General features: G+C 58.5%; 11 protein-coding genes. 4 read left to right on the forward strand and 7 right to left on the reverse strand.

Annotation, left to right across the window (positions count from 1 at the left end; genetic code table 11):
- Positions 1–168 precede the first annotated feature (168 nt).
- Entirely contained in the window at positions 169–1,299 is a 1,131-nt protein-coding gene (locus LOY69_RS19685; protein WP_265073466.1) for a carbon-nitrogen hydrolase family protein, read from the forward strand.
- A gap of 3 nt (positions 1,300–1,302) precedes the next feature.
- Positions 1,303–2,343 (forward strand): AraC family transcriptional regulator, encoded by a 1,041-nt coding sequence (locus tag LOY69_RS19690; protein WP_102864660.1) that lies wholly within the window; start codon positions 1,303–1,305, stop codon positions 2,341–2,343.
- A 349-nt stretch (positions 2,344–2,692) separates the two neighbouring features.
- On the opposite strand, the gene LOY69_RS19695 is transcribed toward LOY69_RS19690, so the two are convergent.
- On the reverse strand, positions 2,693–3,544 hold the full coding sequence (locus tag LOY69_RS19695) for a DUF2242 domain-containing protein (RefSeq protein WP_265073467.1): 852 nt from the start codon (positions 3,542–3,544) through the stop codon (positions 2,693–2,695).
- 92 nt (positions 3,545–3,636) lie between these two features.
- Positions 3,637–4,536 carry a LysR family transcriptional regulator gene (locus LOY69_RS19700; protein WP_265073468.1) on the reverse strand — a complete coding sequence of 300 codons (900 nt, stop codon included), beginning with the start codon at positions 4,534–4,536 and terminating at the stop codon, positions 3,637–3,639.
- Positions 4,537–4,659: 123 nt separating this feature from the next.
- On the opposite strand from LOY69_RS19700, the gene LOY69_RS19705 reads away from it, so the two are divergent.
- Positions 4,660–5,865 (forward strand): MFS transporter, encoded by a 1,206-nt coding sequence (locus LOY69_RS19705; protein ID WP_265073469.1) that lies wholly within the window; start codon positions 4,660–4,662, stop codon positions 5,863–5,865.
- A gap of 58 nt (positions 5,866–5,923) precedes the next feature.
- Here LOY69_RS19705 and LOY69_RS19710 read toward each other — a convergent pair whose 3' ends face one another.
- A complete protein-coding gene (locus tag LOY69_RS19710; RefSeq protein ID WP_265073470.1) occupies positions 5,924–6,802 on the reverse strand; it encodes a sterol desaturase family protein in 879 nt (292 codons plus the stop codon).
- Positions 6,803–6,868: 66 nt separating this feature from the next.
- Here LOY69_RS19710 and LOY69_RS19715 point away from each other — a divergent pair, with 66 nt between their 5' ends.
- Positions 6,869–7,834, forward strand: a complete 966-nt coding sequence (locus LOY69_RS19715; RefSeq protein ID WP_265073471.1) for an AraC family transcriptional regulator ligand-binding domain-containing protein — start codon at positions 6,869–6,871, stop codon at positions 7,832–7,834.
- Between the two features lie 69 nt (positions 7,835–7,903).
- Here LOY69_RS19715 and LOY69_RS19720 read toward each other — a convergent pair whose 3' ends face one another.
- The 4 genes from LOY69_RS19720 to clpX all read right to left on the reverse strand — a co-directional run bounded on the left by LOY69_RS19720 (position 7,904) and on the right by clpX (position 14,265).
- Positions 7,904–9,775: a SurA N-terminal domain-containing protein gene (locus LOY69_RS19720; protein ID WP_265073472.1), complete on the reverse strand. Its 1,872-nt coding sequence runs from the start codon at positions 9,773–9,775 to the stop codon at positions 7,904–7,906.
- Between the two features lie 226 nt (positions 9,776–10,001).
- A complete protein-coding gene (locus LOY69_RS19725) occupies positions 10,002–10,274 on the reverse strand; it encodes an HU family DNA-binding protein (RefSeq protein WP_011062271.1) in 273 nt (90 codons plus the stop codon).
- A gap of 148 nt (positions 10,275–10,422) precedes the next feature.
- Positions 10,423–12,819, reverse strand: coding sequence for an endopeptidase La (gene lon, locus LOY69_RS19730; protein WP_102864652.1), 2,397 nt, complete (start codon positions 12,817–12,819; stop codon positions 10,423–10,425).
- Positions 12,820–12,981: 162 nt separating this feature from the next.
- Complete coding sequence (gene clpX, locus LOY69_RS19735; protein ID WP_102864651.1) at positions 12,982–14,265, reverse strand: ATP-dependent Clp protease ATP-binding subunit ClpX; 1,284 nt, start codon at positions 14,263–14,265, stop codon at positions 12,982–12,984.
- Positions 14,266–14,372: the final 107 nt, after the last annotated feature.

The raw sequence follows: 14,372 nt of genomic DNA on the forward strand, positions 1-14,372 counted from the left end.
TCTGCGTCTTCCATCGGTAGTGCTCCACAGACTAAGAGCACAGTACCCGGTGCTCAATGACCGTAACTGACAACTTATTGATCCAAACGCACAGCGCCCCTTGGCAAGCGTCGGCCCGGGCCCTACCCTAGTCGACGACTCCTGCACACGGCCGCTGACTGTTTCCCCATGCGCAAACTTCTCTACATCATCCTCACTCTGGCCCTGCTTGCAGCCGCCACCCGCTACGCAATCTGGACTCGCGACCGTCCAGAGGCGCACTACCTGTCGGACCTGCGCATCCAGCTCGCGGTAGATCAAGGCGTGCCAGCCGATCATGGCAACCTGCTGGCGATTCAGCCTGAGCTGTTCCCCACCGACTACCAGAACATCGAACGCCTGCATCGCAAGCTGGCGGCCTACTTGCAGCAAGCCACTGACAAAGGCCTGGTCAACGCCAAGACCATCGTCGTGCTACCGGAGCATATCGGCACCTGGCTGATGGTCAGTGGTGAAAAGAACGAGCTGTACCAGGCCGCCTCCTTGAAAGAAGCGATGAACTGGCTGGCCGTGAGCAACCCCTTGCCGTTTCTCAAGGCGCTGATCAGCGCCAGGGGCGACAGTCGCCTGGACGATGCGTATCTGCGCATGAAGGCGAAGAAAATGGCCAAGGACTATCAGTGGCTGTTCGGCGGCCTGGCCAAGGAGTTCCAGGTGACCCTGGTGGCCGGCACCATCATTCTGCCGGAGCCCAGTGTCAGTCAGGGCACCCTGCAGATTGGCAGCGGCGCCCTGTACAACAGCAGCCTGGTGTTCGGCAGCGATGGCCTGCCCATGGGCCAGCCCCAGCGGCAGATCTATCCGACCTATGCCAAAAGCGGCTACCTGAAGGGCGATACCGATACAGCGCTACGGGTGATCGATACCCCCGCCGGACGGCTCGGCGTACTGATCGGCAGCGACAGCTGGTACCCGGAAAACTATCGCAAGCTCAATGAGCAGAGCACTCAATTGGTGGCGGTTCCGGCCTTTGTCATGGGCCGCGACGGCTGGGACAAACCCTGGCGCGGTTACAAGAGCATCGCCACCCCCAGTGAAGTCAGCCTCAAGCCCGAGGAAGCCAGCGAAGGCGAGGCCTGGCATCGCCTGACCCTCACTGCCCGCCCGCCCAGCAGCCTGGCCAGTGCCGGGGTCAGCGTGTTCCTGCGTGGCCAGTTCTGGGACCAGCGCAGCAGCGGCCAGAGCTTTATCAACAGCAATGGCCAGACCTTTGCCGACGAGGGCACCCAGGGTGCTCGCTTGCTGAACATCTGGTTGTAGTCGATGAAGACGCCGCCGATGCGCCTGGGAGACCTCTCGGTGGGGTTCGTCCACAGCCTGGTGGACGCGGTACGCAGTCATGGGCTGGACCCGACACCGTTGCTGGAACAATACGCACTGGACGCCGCCAGGCTGGGGGAAGCCGGAGCACGCTTGTCGATCCCCCGCTACATGCGCCTGGGCCACGGGGCGATCCAGCTGACCGGTGACCCGGCACTGGGTCTGCGCATGGGCCGCCTGAGTCGCCTGAGCCAGATGGGCCTTGCTGGGGTGACTGCCGCGCAAGCCCCTACCGTGCGCGAAGCGGCTCGCTGCCTGACCCGTTTCGAGGCCTTGTACGGCTCCAACTATCGCGGCCAGTCGAGCTTTCACGAAGACGCCAACGGTGCCTGGCTGCGCTTTTACTCCATCAGCCCCTACAACGCCTACAACCGTTTCGTCGTGGACTCGATCATGTCCGGCTGGCTTCAGCAGCTGTCGAGCCTTTGCGGCCAGGCCATTCATGCCGAGCAGATCGACATCGAGTTCGAGCGCCCGGACTATCACGACGCCTATGCCCTGCTCGGCCCAACGCCCATCCAGTTCGGTGCTGAACAGAACCAGCTGCGCTTGAGCCAGGCCAACCTGGCCCTGCGCAATCCGGAGCATTGCCCCAGCACCTGGCGGCATCTGGTGCAGCTATGTGAAAGAGAACTGGAACAGTTGACCCGGACCCGCAGCCTGCGCGAACGCATCATTCAGCTGTTGGGCCCTCTGCTCAACGGTGGCCGTGAGCCGGACCTGGAAGAAGTGGCGATGCGCCTGAAGCTGCCGACCTGGACCCTGCGGCGCAAGCTGGCGGAAGAAGGGACGCAGTTTCGAGCGATTCTCAACGACACTCGCCGCGACCTGGCCATGACCTATATCCGCGATACCGAACTGGCATTCGGCGAGATCGCCTATCTGTTGGGCTTTGCCTCAGCCGAGGCATTTCAACGGGCTTTCAAGCGTTGGAACGGGCAGACCCCGGGGGAATTCCGGCGCAGCCACCGACAATTCGGCTAAAAAAAAACGCCACCGGCGTTACAGCTCGGTGGCGTCTTCTGCTGGTTCCAGGGGATCGAGCTCGAAAGCTTGATACTCCAGCAGTTCCTCTTGGTATTCGTCCATGGCGGACTCCTTTTCCGTTGATTGAATAACCCTGTGCCTAATGACTGTCGGGACCAGCATAAAGTGCCGGGATGACAGAAAAAATACTACCCCTCCGGTCAAGATTTATGTCGTTAAAACGTAACAGCCCGTGAGAAATTTAAGCTGTGGATACCTACGCAACGGCAATGATTGCAGTCGAAGGCGAGCGCGATGTAAACATCGGGCCGACTTTAAAGAGTCGGCCCGAGCACCCTAGAACCGATCAGTGCCCGCTGCCCGGCAGAGCGGGAATCGGCTCGGTCGGCGGCGGCAGACTGCTGGCGGGGGGCGCAGTGACGGCTTGATTGGCAGGCGCCGGCTCGCTGCTGGCAGCCGGCACAATCGGCGCGACTTCCGCTGGTGGAGCCACGGGCTGGGAGAACGTTGGCTCAGGCTCATTGGCGGGCACCAGCGGCGCGACCACAGCACTCGGCTCGATCACTGGGCTCTGTGGCTTGGACTCAGGCTTGGGTTCCGCCTCGGGCTTGTTTTCAGGAACCCCCAGATCAGCCTTGGGCTTCTCTTCGATATGTGCAGCCTTCTTCACTTCCTGGGGCAAAAACAGCTCGACCAGGGCGAAGTAGCGCTCATAGAACTTGGCGGACGACACCGTCTCACTGGCCACCTTGACCATGGAATCGTCGGTGGAACCGATCGGCATTGACACCGAACCCAGCACTCCGACGCCCAGGCTCGCCGAGTTGTTCACCTTCTTGAGTGCATAACGGTCCTGCAAGGCGTTGGCAAACACCGTCGAACGTTGGTCGCCGCTGCCATCCTGGGCACAGACCACATTGAAGCTGATCTCCAGATGGGTCTCACCGGTCTGCTGGAAGCTCTTGTGGCCACTGACCAGCTTCGGGTCGTTGCTGGTGATGATGTAGCCCTGGCTCAGCAGAGCCCGGCGTGCGGCTTCACAGGAAGCGGTATCGCTGACCGGGTAATTGCGCGAAAAAGTGCCGGAATCATCGAAGCTTTCATGCTCGTAGATAGCGGTCTTGTGCGTCGAACAACCGGCGACAGCGGACAGCAGCAATGCCGTGGCTGCGGCGCGCAGATGAAATGATCTAAACATCGAAAATCCTGAGGAAAACGCTCCGGCGCGTATTGTGCAACAGATCAATGCCACACCGCGCAGGTAATTGGTGTCTTAAATTTCACACAAGTTTACTGACCGTTGTTTGCCGGAAAAAGTCGCTCGCTCAAGTGCTCGATCAACACCCTCAGCTTGGCCGCTGCATGCCGGCTCGATGGCCACAGCACCCAGAACGTGCCGCTGTGTTCCAGGTACTCGTCGAGCACTGTCTGCAACGCTCCCCGGCTAACCGCCGCCTGAACCATGAAATCCGGCAAACAGGCGATACCCAAACCGCTGCGGGCAGCGTGTTCCACAGCCTCGATGGAGCTGCTGGTCAAGCGGGTCGGCAGCAGCGGTTCCGGTAAGTAGGCCTGGGGCTTGAACGGCCAGGGCTCAAGTTTGCCGGTGTGGTGAAAGGTGTGCCGCAGGCAGGCGTGCTCGCGCAGTTGCTGGGGGCATTGCGGCAAGCCGCGCTGCTTGAAATAGTCGGGACTGCCCACCAGCACCATATGAAAGCGCCCCAATTGTCGGGCCAGGAGCCGGGAGTCCTTGGGATTGCCCGTGCGCACTACCAGGTCAAACCCCTCCTCCACCACGTCCACCATGCGATCGGAAAGGTCCACGTCCAGCTCGATCTGTGGATAGAGCTGCATGAACTCCGCCAGTACCGGCATCAACAGCCCGTGAACTTGGGGAGCGCTGATCCGCAACTTACCTACAGGCGCACTGGAGGAATCGCACAGCTGGAACTCCGCAGCCTCCGCTTCGGTAGCTATCCGGCGGCAGCGCTCGAGGAACCCGGCCCCCTCGGCGGTCAGGCTGATACTGCGGGTGGTGCGATGGAACAGGCGCGTCTCCAGACGCTCCTCAAGCCGCGCGATGCTCTTGCCCACGGCTGAAGAGGACACTCCCAATAGCCGCCCCGCTTCGGTAAAGCTACGTGTCTCGGCCACCTGCATGAACACCGGAATACTGCCCAGCCAGTCCATTCTGCCTCCTGCGATTAAGGACTTCTGTGTCCGATAAGTTCGGAACCTTAGCCTATTTTTCCGCCATGAACAGAACCCTACCCTGTGAGCTTCATTTCTGCCCCTGCACAACGGTGCCCGACCATGAGCAACTCCGCCAATGCCTGTGAACTGCTACAAGCACCCGCCGAGACCCGCGAACGCCTGCCTGTCGGCGGCCTGCTGGCTCTCGCCAGCGCCGGTTTCATTACCCTGATGACCGAGACCCTGCCGGCCGGGCTGCTGCCACAAATGAGTGCCAACCTTGGCGTCTCACCTGCACTGATTGGCCAGCTGGTGACCTTCTATGCCCTGGGTTCGCTACTGGCCGCCATCCCGCTGATCATCCTCACCCAGGGCTGGCGGCGGCGCCCCTTGCTGTTGCTGGCCATCGCCGGCTTTGCCCTGGTCAACAGTGTTACCGCTCTCTCCAGTGACTACAGCCCGATTCTGGTGGCACGCTTTTTCGCCGGGGTCTTCGCCGGCCTGCTCTGGGCCTTGCTGGCCGGGTATGCCAGCCGTATGGTGGCGCCCCACTTGCAAGGACGGGCAATCACGCTGGCCATGCTCGGCGCGCCGGTGGCTCTGTCGGTGGGAATGCCCGCTGGAACCTGGCTGGGCAACCTGGTGGGCTGGCGCATGAGCTTTGCTGTCATGACCTTGCTGACCCTGGGGCTAATTGGCTGGGTACTGGTTCAGGTGCCGGACTTCCCGGGGCTGCGCGCACAGAAGCGCTTGTCGCTGGCTCGAGTCCTGGCCTTGCCGGGAATCCGACCAGTGCTGTTCGTGACTTTTGCCTATGTGCTGGGACACAACATTCTCTACACCTACATCGCGCCCTTTCTTCAGCCGGTCGGGCTTGGTGAGCAGATCGAGCGGGTGTTGCTGGTATTTGGCCTGGCCGCATTGTTGAGCATCTGGCTGGTTGGCCTGCTGATCGATCGCTGGCTGCGTCAACTGGTACTAGTCAGTTGCCTGCTGTTCATCGGCTCGACCCTGATGCTGGGGCTGCTGGGTGACTGGCCAGTGGCGATCTATGGGGCGACCGCTATCTGGGGGCTGTCCTTCGGCGGCATGGCCACCCTGCTGCAAACCGCACTGGCCAAGGCCGCAGGCGAGCACGCTGACACCGCGCAGTCGATGCTGGTCACCCTATGGAACCTGGCGATCGCCGGTGGCGGCCTGGGTGGCGCCTTGCTGCTGCAAGGGCCGGGAGTGGCGATCTTCCCCTGGGTGATCGCCGCGCTGTTGCTGATCAGCCTGGTGGTGGCGGTGAACGCCCGGCACCAGGGCTTTCCAGTCAGACGCTGATCCTCGACCCAAGCCTTGGCAACCGGGCGTTCTCGCGGCAACAGAGCCTGCCAGGTCGCTAGCCTTCAGCCGAAGCGCCAGTCTGCAAAGCAGTATCCACTTTTGCGTGCGCAGCGGATCGGGCTTTGCGACTGCGTACCAACGGCCAGAACAGCTCCTCCTTCCAGCTCACCGACGCCAAGTGCTCGATACCGAAGGTAACGGGCCGGCGGCGGGTGATCTTCGCGGTGCCAAACAGCACATCCCAGAGGAACAGCAAGTTACCGAAGTTGCCCTTGTAGTGGGTCACGCCATCCTCGGCGCTCAGGCCATGGTGAGCCGAATGGGTCGAAGGTGTTGAAAAGACTCGCTCAACCAGCCACGTCAGTGGCCGGAGAAAACCGATGCGGTACAGCTTGTCGTCCCAGGCCACGCTGCTGTGTGCGGCGAAGATCACCGTCATCTTGAGAATCAGGTAACCGTAATAGACCGGCGCCAGCCCCAGGTAGATCAGCACCCCGGAGAACCAGATTCCGGGCATCAGCAGGTAATAGAAGCTGTTGTTGCGATAAACGATGCGAATGCTCATGTAGGGCGCTGAATGGTGAGCCCGGTGCAGCGCATACAGCGCGGGGAGACGATGGGTCAGGCGGTGCCACCAGTATTGGGTCATGTCATCGAAGATCAGGAACAACAGCAGACCAAGCACCCAGGGCGTATCCGCCAGCATGCCCTTGGCTTGTGGCAGTGCCAGGCCCATGAGCGCACCGCTGGCCCACATCACCAGGGGAAAGGTCACGCCGAGCAACAGGCTTGAGCCCACCGCCTCGATCAGCACGTCGCGGCGCTGGCCACGGGGTTGGCGAAAGGCTGAACAAGCTATTTCCAGGAGGATGAAAAACACAAAGATCGCCGAAACGATCAACAGGGGGTTGTTGGTCATCAGATCGTGGTTCATGGCATTCTCGCTCTTATCCTTATGGGCAACGCCCGACCATTAGAGATCAGCAAGGCAGCCCTCTCTATGCGCGAAATGGACAGAATCCAGCGAGATCCGGCCAACCGAGCGGCCCCGCGCTTTCATCGAGGACGCCTCGGTGAAGTCTTGCAACGCTTCCTCAATGACCAGAGCGCCGCCACGCACCAGGACTACAACCTGCTGCACCTGGAACAGCTATGGCGCGCGGCGGCGGCGTTGGAGCCGGCCATAGGCCTCAAACTGTTCGAACGCTTCACGCCCCAGGACTGGCACGTTATTGCCCATGCCAGCCTCTACTGCCCGGATGTTGCCGCGTCCATGGCATTCTGGGTTCGCTATGCGCCGTTGGGCTCGGACACCGATCGCGTGCAACGGGTGACGGATGCCCGAGGTTCTGGTGTTGAAATCCATATCGACACCTCGGCGGAGTTGAGCCGTTACCTGATCGAACACTATGGAGTCATGTCCATCACTCAACTGCGGCGTGGCACTGGTCTTGCGGTTCGGCCCGTGCTGGCCTGCTTCAGCCATTCGCGTCCCGACTATCACGCGCAATACCAGCATTGGTTTGGCGACCGTATCGAATTCGATTGCCGGGCCAACCGTTTCTACTTCGACCCGCACAGCCTGCAACTGCCACTGCAGACCCGCCACGCCGGCATGCTCGACCTGTTGAGCGAAGAGCTGGATCGACGGGTGGCCCTGCACCAACGGCTGAGCGGTTGGGCAGCCAAGGTGGCCAGGGCCTGTCGTCAGGCCCTGGCGGCGGGCCATCCAGTAACCCTGGAAAGCCTTTGTGCCCATCTGCATCAAACCCCACGCACGCTGCGGCGACGTCTCGCGGAACAGGGGCTGAGTTTTCGCCAGTTGCTGGACCAGACCCGCGCCGAGCTGGAAATGCATCTGGAATTGCAAGGCGAATCCCGGACGCAGATTGCGCTACAGCTGGGCTACAACGATCAGGCGGCCTATCTGCATGCGCGCAAGCGCTGGCACACCACCGGCACCTGAGGTTTATCCGAGCTCAAAAAAAGACCCCGGCATTGCGGCCGGGGTCTTTTCAACACTGCGGTTCAGGCATTAGTAACGCTTGATGTCCGCCTGGTTTTCCAGCTGCTTGCGGTAGGCGGCAAAATCTTGCTGCCCTACCCGCGAGGCCAGGAAGCGACGGTATTGAGCCTTCTCTTCCTCGGTCGGCGCAGCGGCTTCATTGACGGCATTGAGCTGCAGCACCAGCAGATTGCCGTTAGGCAGGGTCACGCTAGTGAAGGTCGGTTTGTCCTTGGACTCAGGCTTGCTCATGCGGAACAACGCCTGCAGAACAGTTGGATCGATACCATCCTGACCACGGGTCACCGCTTGTGCGACTTTCCAATTCTGGCCATCAACCGGCTTGTTCAGCGCGGTCTTGCCATCACGCAAGCTGGCAATCAGCTCTTCAGCCTTGGTCTTGGCCGCAGCACTGGCGTGCTCCTTGGCCAATTGCGTGCGAATGGCACTGGCGACGCTTTCCAGAGGCAGTTGCTCAGGTTTGCGATGCTCTTTGGCTCGCAGCACCACGACAGTTTCCGGGTCCAGTTCGATGGCGGTGCTGTTGGAACCCTCGTCGAGGACTTCGGTGCTGAACGCTGCTTGCACCACTGCACGGTTGGCAGCGATACCGTCGCCACCGTCACGGCCGAACGGCGCGGAGGTGTGAACAGTCAGCTTCAGCTCCTGAGCCGGTTGTGCCAGATCGGAGGCTTCGAACGAAGAGTCCTCCAGCTGCTTGGTCGCCTCAACGAAACGCTGCTCGACCTGCTGAGTTTTCAAGTCGCGGGTCAGCTTGTCCTTGAGACTGGCGAAGCTCGGCACTTCCGGTGCTTCGATGCCCAACAGCTTGATCAGGTGGAAACCGAAGTCCGTACGCACCGGAGCCGAGACCTGATCCTTATTCAGCGCATACAGCGCCTTCTCGAAGGTTGGGTCATAAACACCTGGACCGGCGTAGCCCAAGTCGCCACCGTTATTAGCCGAGCCTGGATCCTGGGAGAATTCCTTGGCCAGTGCCTCGAAGCTTTCGCCTTTGGCCAGACGCGCCTGGATCTCTTCGACCTTGGCCTTGGCCTGAGCCTCGTTCACCTTGTCGTTGACTTCGATCAGGATGTGCGCGGCACGACGTTGCTCGGACAGGTTGGCGATTTCCTTCTGATACAGCGCCTGCAGGTCCTCGTCCTTGACACTGACCTGATCAAAGAAGGCAGCCTTCTTCAGCTCGATGTAATCAATCACCACTTGGTCGGGAGTCATGAACTCCTTGGCGTGCTGATCGTAATAGGCCTTGACCTCGTCATCGGTCACTTTGATCGCTGCCGGATCAGCCTTGATGCTCAGTGAAGCGAAATCTCGGGTCTGTTTTTCCAGACGAGCGAACGCCAGTACCTGAGCATCGGTCACGAAACCACTGCCCGCCAGACCGGCACGCACCTGACCGATCAGCATTTCCTGAGCCAGCATCTGGCGGAATTGCAGACGGGTGTAGCCCAACTGACGAATCACCTGATCGAAACGCTCAGGGCTGAATTTGCCTTCAACCTGGAATTCCGGCGTTTGCAGGATCACCTGATCCAGCGCGCCCTCGGAGAAGGCAAACTTGGAATCCTGTGCACCTTGCAGCAACAGTTTGCGGTCGATCAGCCCTTTCAAAGCGGCTTCGCGCAGCATCTTCTCATCCAGCAGGGAGGCATCGAAATCTTTGCCCAACTGTTGCATCAGTTGACGACGTTGCATGTCGACGGCCTGGCTCAACTCGTTCTGAGTGATTTCCTCGCCGTTGACCTTGGCCGCGTCCTGGTTATGGGTAGTGGCCTGGAAAATGGCATCGAAACCGGTCAACGCCAGCAATGCGACGATGACCCCGATGATGGTTTTGGCAATCCAGCCTTGTGAGTTGTCCCTGATATTCTGCAGCATGCGTCCCCCAGAAACGGCTGTACTTCAATTTAAGCAACCGTGGAGTGTGGGTAGAGTCCGGATAGAAGAAAGGCGCATCCGAGGATGCGCCTTCTCGTAACTGGCGGAGCGGACGAGAGCTGAACCTGCGACCCTCGGCATTGGCCGGTGATGCACCGGCCTACTGGCGCCCCGCTGCCAGATCAGGCATGACCCCGACCCGGATGGGCAAAGACCCTGAAGAAACTTAGTTTACGGCTTCTTTCAGTGCTTTACCGGCTTTGAAACCTGGCTTTTTAGCAGCAGCGATTTCCAGAGTCTTACCGGTCTGTGGGTTGCGACCGATACGAGCTGGACGATCCGTTACGGAGAAAGTACCGAAACCAACCAGAACAACAGAGTCACCGGCCTTCAGAGCGCCAGTAACGGATTCGATTACTGCGTCCAGCGCACGGCCAGCAGCAGCTTTCGGGAGATCAGCAGATGCAGCGATAGCATCAATCAGTTCCGACTTGTTCACTCTAAGTCCCCTTACATATCTATGAGTATGATTCTAAGTTTTTTGGTGAAAGCAAAAACGAGTGCTGAATGGCCTACAGACACTTAAGAGCCGCTTTATAACAAGGGCTCTAAAAAGCTGTCAAGGAAGCCCCCCAGGCTAATGCGTACTAATGCGTGCTAATTCTTTCCTTAGAGTCAGACTCGCGTTTTTCGTCCTTTGCAACTATCTCGGGAGCCACATCCGGCAAGGGCTCCGGCGCGTATTGCAGCGCAATTTGCAGGACTTCGTCAATCCATTTAACTGGTTTAATCTGCAGATCCTGCTTGATATTGTCAGGAATTTCTTTCAAATCGCGAACATTCTCTTCAGGAATGATCACCGTCTTGATTCCACCCCGATGAGCTGCAAGTAATTTCTCTTTCAGCCCGCCGATGGCCAATACCTGACCGCGCAGGGTGATTTCCCCTGTCATCGCTACATCAGCCCGCACCGGAATGCCGGTCAGCGCCGAAACCAACGCCGTGCACATGCCTATGCCCGCGCTAGGGCCGTCTTTAGGGGTAGCCCCTTCCGGCATGTGGATGTGGGTGTCGCGCTTCTCGTGGAAGTCCAAGGGAATACCCAGGCTCTTGGCACGACTGCGTACCACGGTCAGCGCGGCAGTGATCGACTCGACCATGACATCGCCCAGGGAGCCGGTCTTGATCAACTGACCCTTGCCTGGAACCACAGCGGCTTCGATCGTCAGCAACTCACCGCCTACCTGAGTCCAGGCCAGGCCGGTCACTTGGCCGATCTGATCCTGCTGCTCGGCCAGGCCGTAGCGGAATTTACGCACGCCCAGGAAGTGTTCCAGCAGATCGGAAGTGACCTTAACAGAGAAGCGTTTTTCCATCGCATGCTCTTTCACCGCCTTGCGGCAGACCTTGGCGATCTGACGCTCGAGGCCCCGCACACCGGCTTCGCGGGTGTAGTAGCGGATGATGTCGCGAATCGCATCGGGGTCGAATTCCAGCTCGCCTTTCTTCAGTCCATTGGCCTGAATCTGCTTGGGCGACAGGTACTTGACCGCGATGTTGATCTTCTCGTCCTCGGTGTAGCCAGGCAGACGAATCACCTCCATCCGATCCAGCAATGCTGGGGGAATATTCATCGAGTTGGAGGTGCAAAGGAACATCACATCGGACAAGTCGTAATCAACTTCCAGATAATGATCGTTGAAGTTGTGGTTCTGCTCAGGGTCCAGAACCTCCAGCAACGCCGACGCCGGATCACCACGCATATCACTGCCCATCTTGTCGATTTCGTCGAGCAGGAACAGCGGGTTGCGAACGCCAACCTTTGTCATCTTTTGAATCAATCTTCCTGGCATCGAACCGATGTAAGTTCGACGATGTCCACGGATTTCCGCTTCATCACGTACGCCACCCAGCGCCATACGCACAAACTTACGGTTGGTCGCATTGGCGATCGACTCCGCAAGAGAGGTCTTACCTACCCCAGGAGGACCGACGAGGCACAGCACCGGACCACGAATCTTCTTCACGCGCTTTTGTACGGCGAGGTATTCGAGAATCCGCTCTTTGACCTCTTCCAGACCATAGTGATCGGCGTCGAGAATATCCTCGGCACGCGCCAGGTCGAGACGCACCTTGCTCTGGGCCTTCCAAGGCACTTGAACCAGCCAATCGATATAGGAGCGAACCACCGTAGCCTCGGCAGACATCGGCGACATCTGCTTGAGCTTGTTGAGCTCGGCCTGAGCTTTGGTCATCGCATCTTTTGGCAGGCCGGCTGCATCGATGCGCTTTTTCAGCTCTTCGATTTCATTGTGACCCTCGTCACCATCACCCAGCTCCTTCTGAATGGCCTTCATCTGCTCATTCAGGTAGTACTCGCGCTGGCTGCGTTCCATTTGCTTTTTGACGCGGCCACGAATGCGCTTTTCAACTTGCAGCAGGTCGATCTCGGCGTCCAGCAATGCCAGGACGTGCTCGACCCGCGCAGACAGATCAATGATCTCGAGGATTTCCTGTTTCTGCTCGATCTTCAACGCCATATGCGCGGCCATGGTATCCACCAGGCGGCTTGGCTCGTCGATACTGTTGAGGGAGGACAACACCTCGGCAGGAACTTTCTTGCCCAGTTGCACATACTGCTCGAACTGGGACAGCAGACTGCGAACAAACACCTCTGACTCACGATCAGGAGCATCTACTTCGTCAATCAGGGAGACTTCGGCACGGCAATGACCATCAACTTCACTGAAGCGTTCGACAGCGCCGCGTTGCTCGCCTTCAACCAACACCTTGACGGTGCCATCAGGCAACTTGAGCAACTGCAAGACAGTTGCAATGGTACCTACGCGATAGAGTGCATCTTCACCGGGATCGTCATCAGCAGGGTTTCTCTGTGCCAGCAAGAGAATCTGCTTGTCGCCCGTCATCGCTGCCTCGAGGGCTTCGATCGACTTCTCGCGCCCCACGAACAGCGGGATAACCATGTGCGGATAAACCACAACATCACGCAATGGCAGGAGAGGCAATTCGATGGTTGTCTTCATGATTTCGCCTCTACGGCGGCCGTACGGCCGTAAACAGATGGAAGTAAGCTTGAAACCAAGATGGGGGCTGCCTGTAAAAAAAACAAGCTTAAAGACAGCACTTTAAGACGCTAAAAGCAAAGGGGCCCGAAGGCCCCTTCTTTCAATCCAACAGCGCGACGCTTACGCGTCTGGCGCCGCCTTGGCCGTCGGCTCACTGTTTTCATAGATGTACAGTGGCTGGGACTTGCCTTCAATGACGCTTTCATCGATCACTACTTTACTCACCTCGGATTGCGAGGGGATCTCGTACATAGTGTCGAGCAGAACACCTTCGAGAATCGAACGCAGACCACGAGCACCTGTCTTGCGTTCAAGTGCGCGCTTGGCGACTGACTTCAAGGCGTCAGTGCGGAACTCCAGATCAACACCTTCCATCTCGAACAACTTGGCGTACTGCTTGGTCAAGGCATTCTTCGGTTCAGTGAGAATCTGAATCAATGCAGCTTCATCCAACTCATCCAGGGTCGCCAGGACTGGCAGACGGCCAACGAACTCCGGGATCAGACCGAACTTGACCAAATCGTCAGGCTCGACTTCACGTAGGGACTCACCAACCTTCTTGCCCTCTTCCTTGCTACGCACTTCAGCATTGAAACCAATGCCGCCACGGGTAGAGCGGTTTTGAATAACCTTTTCCAGCCCGGAGAACGCGCCACCACAGATGAACAGGATGTTACGAGTATCGACTTGCAGGAATTCCTGCTGCGGGTGCTTGCGACCACCTTGTGGCGGAACGGAAGCAACCGTGCCTTCAATCAACTTCAACAGGGCTTGCTGAACACCTTCACCGGAAACATCCCGAGTAATCGAAGGGTTGTCAGACTTGCGGGAAATCTTATCGATTTCATCGATGTAGACGATGCCCATTTGAGCTTTTTCTACGTCGTAATCGCACTTCTGCAGCAACTTCTGAATGATGTTCTCGACGTCCTCACCCACATAACCAGCTTCGGTCAGGGTGGTTGCATCGGCGATCGTGAACGGTACATTCAACAGACGGGCCAGGGTTTCCGCCAGCAGCGTCTTACCCGAACCTGTAGGGCCGATCAGCAAGATGTTGCTCTTGCCAAGCTCGACGTCGTCACTTTTCTTGTCACGCTGATTCAGACGCTTGTAGTGGTTGTACACCGCTACAGCTAGAACCTTTTTTGCACGTTCCTGACCAATCACATATTGATCAAGGATGCCGCTGATTTCTTTAGGCGAAGGCAGTTTATGCGCGCTGCTCTCGGCCTGTGCTTCCTGCACCTCCTCACGGATGATGTCATTGCACAAGTCGACGCACTCGTCGCAGATAAAGACCGAGGGGCCGGCAATCAATTTGCGTACTTCATGCTGGCTTTTGCCACAGAAGGAGCAATAAAGCAGTTTGCCGTTGTCCTCGCCGTTGCGGGTGTCAGTCATTCGTTCGATCCAAATCCGATAGGCTTGCAACACAAGATGAAGGCTATTGCGGGCTTTTTCAAGCCCGCCACTGATCAGAACAACTGACCAAGCCTATTTTGAGCTGC

The organism is Pseudomonas sp. B21-059, from assembly GCF_026016285.1.
Taxonomy (GTDB): Bacteria; Pseudomonadota; Gammaproteobacteria; order Pseudomonadales; family Pseudomonadaceae; genus Aquipseudomonas; species Aquipseudomonas danubii.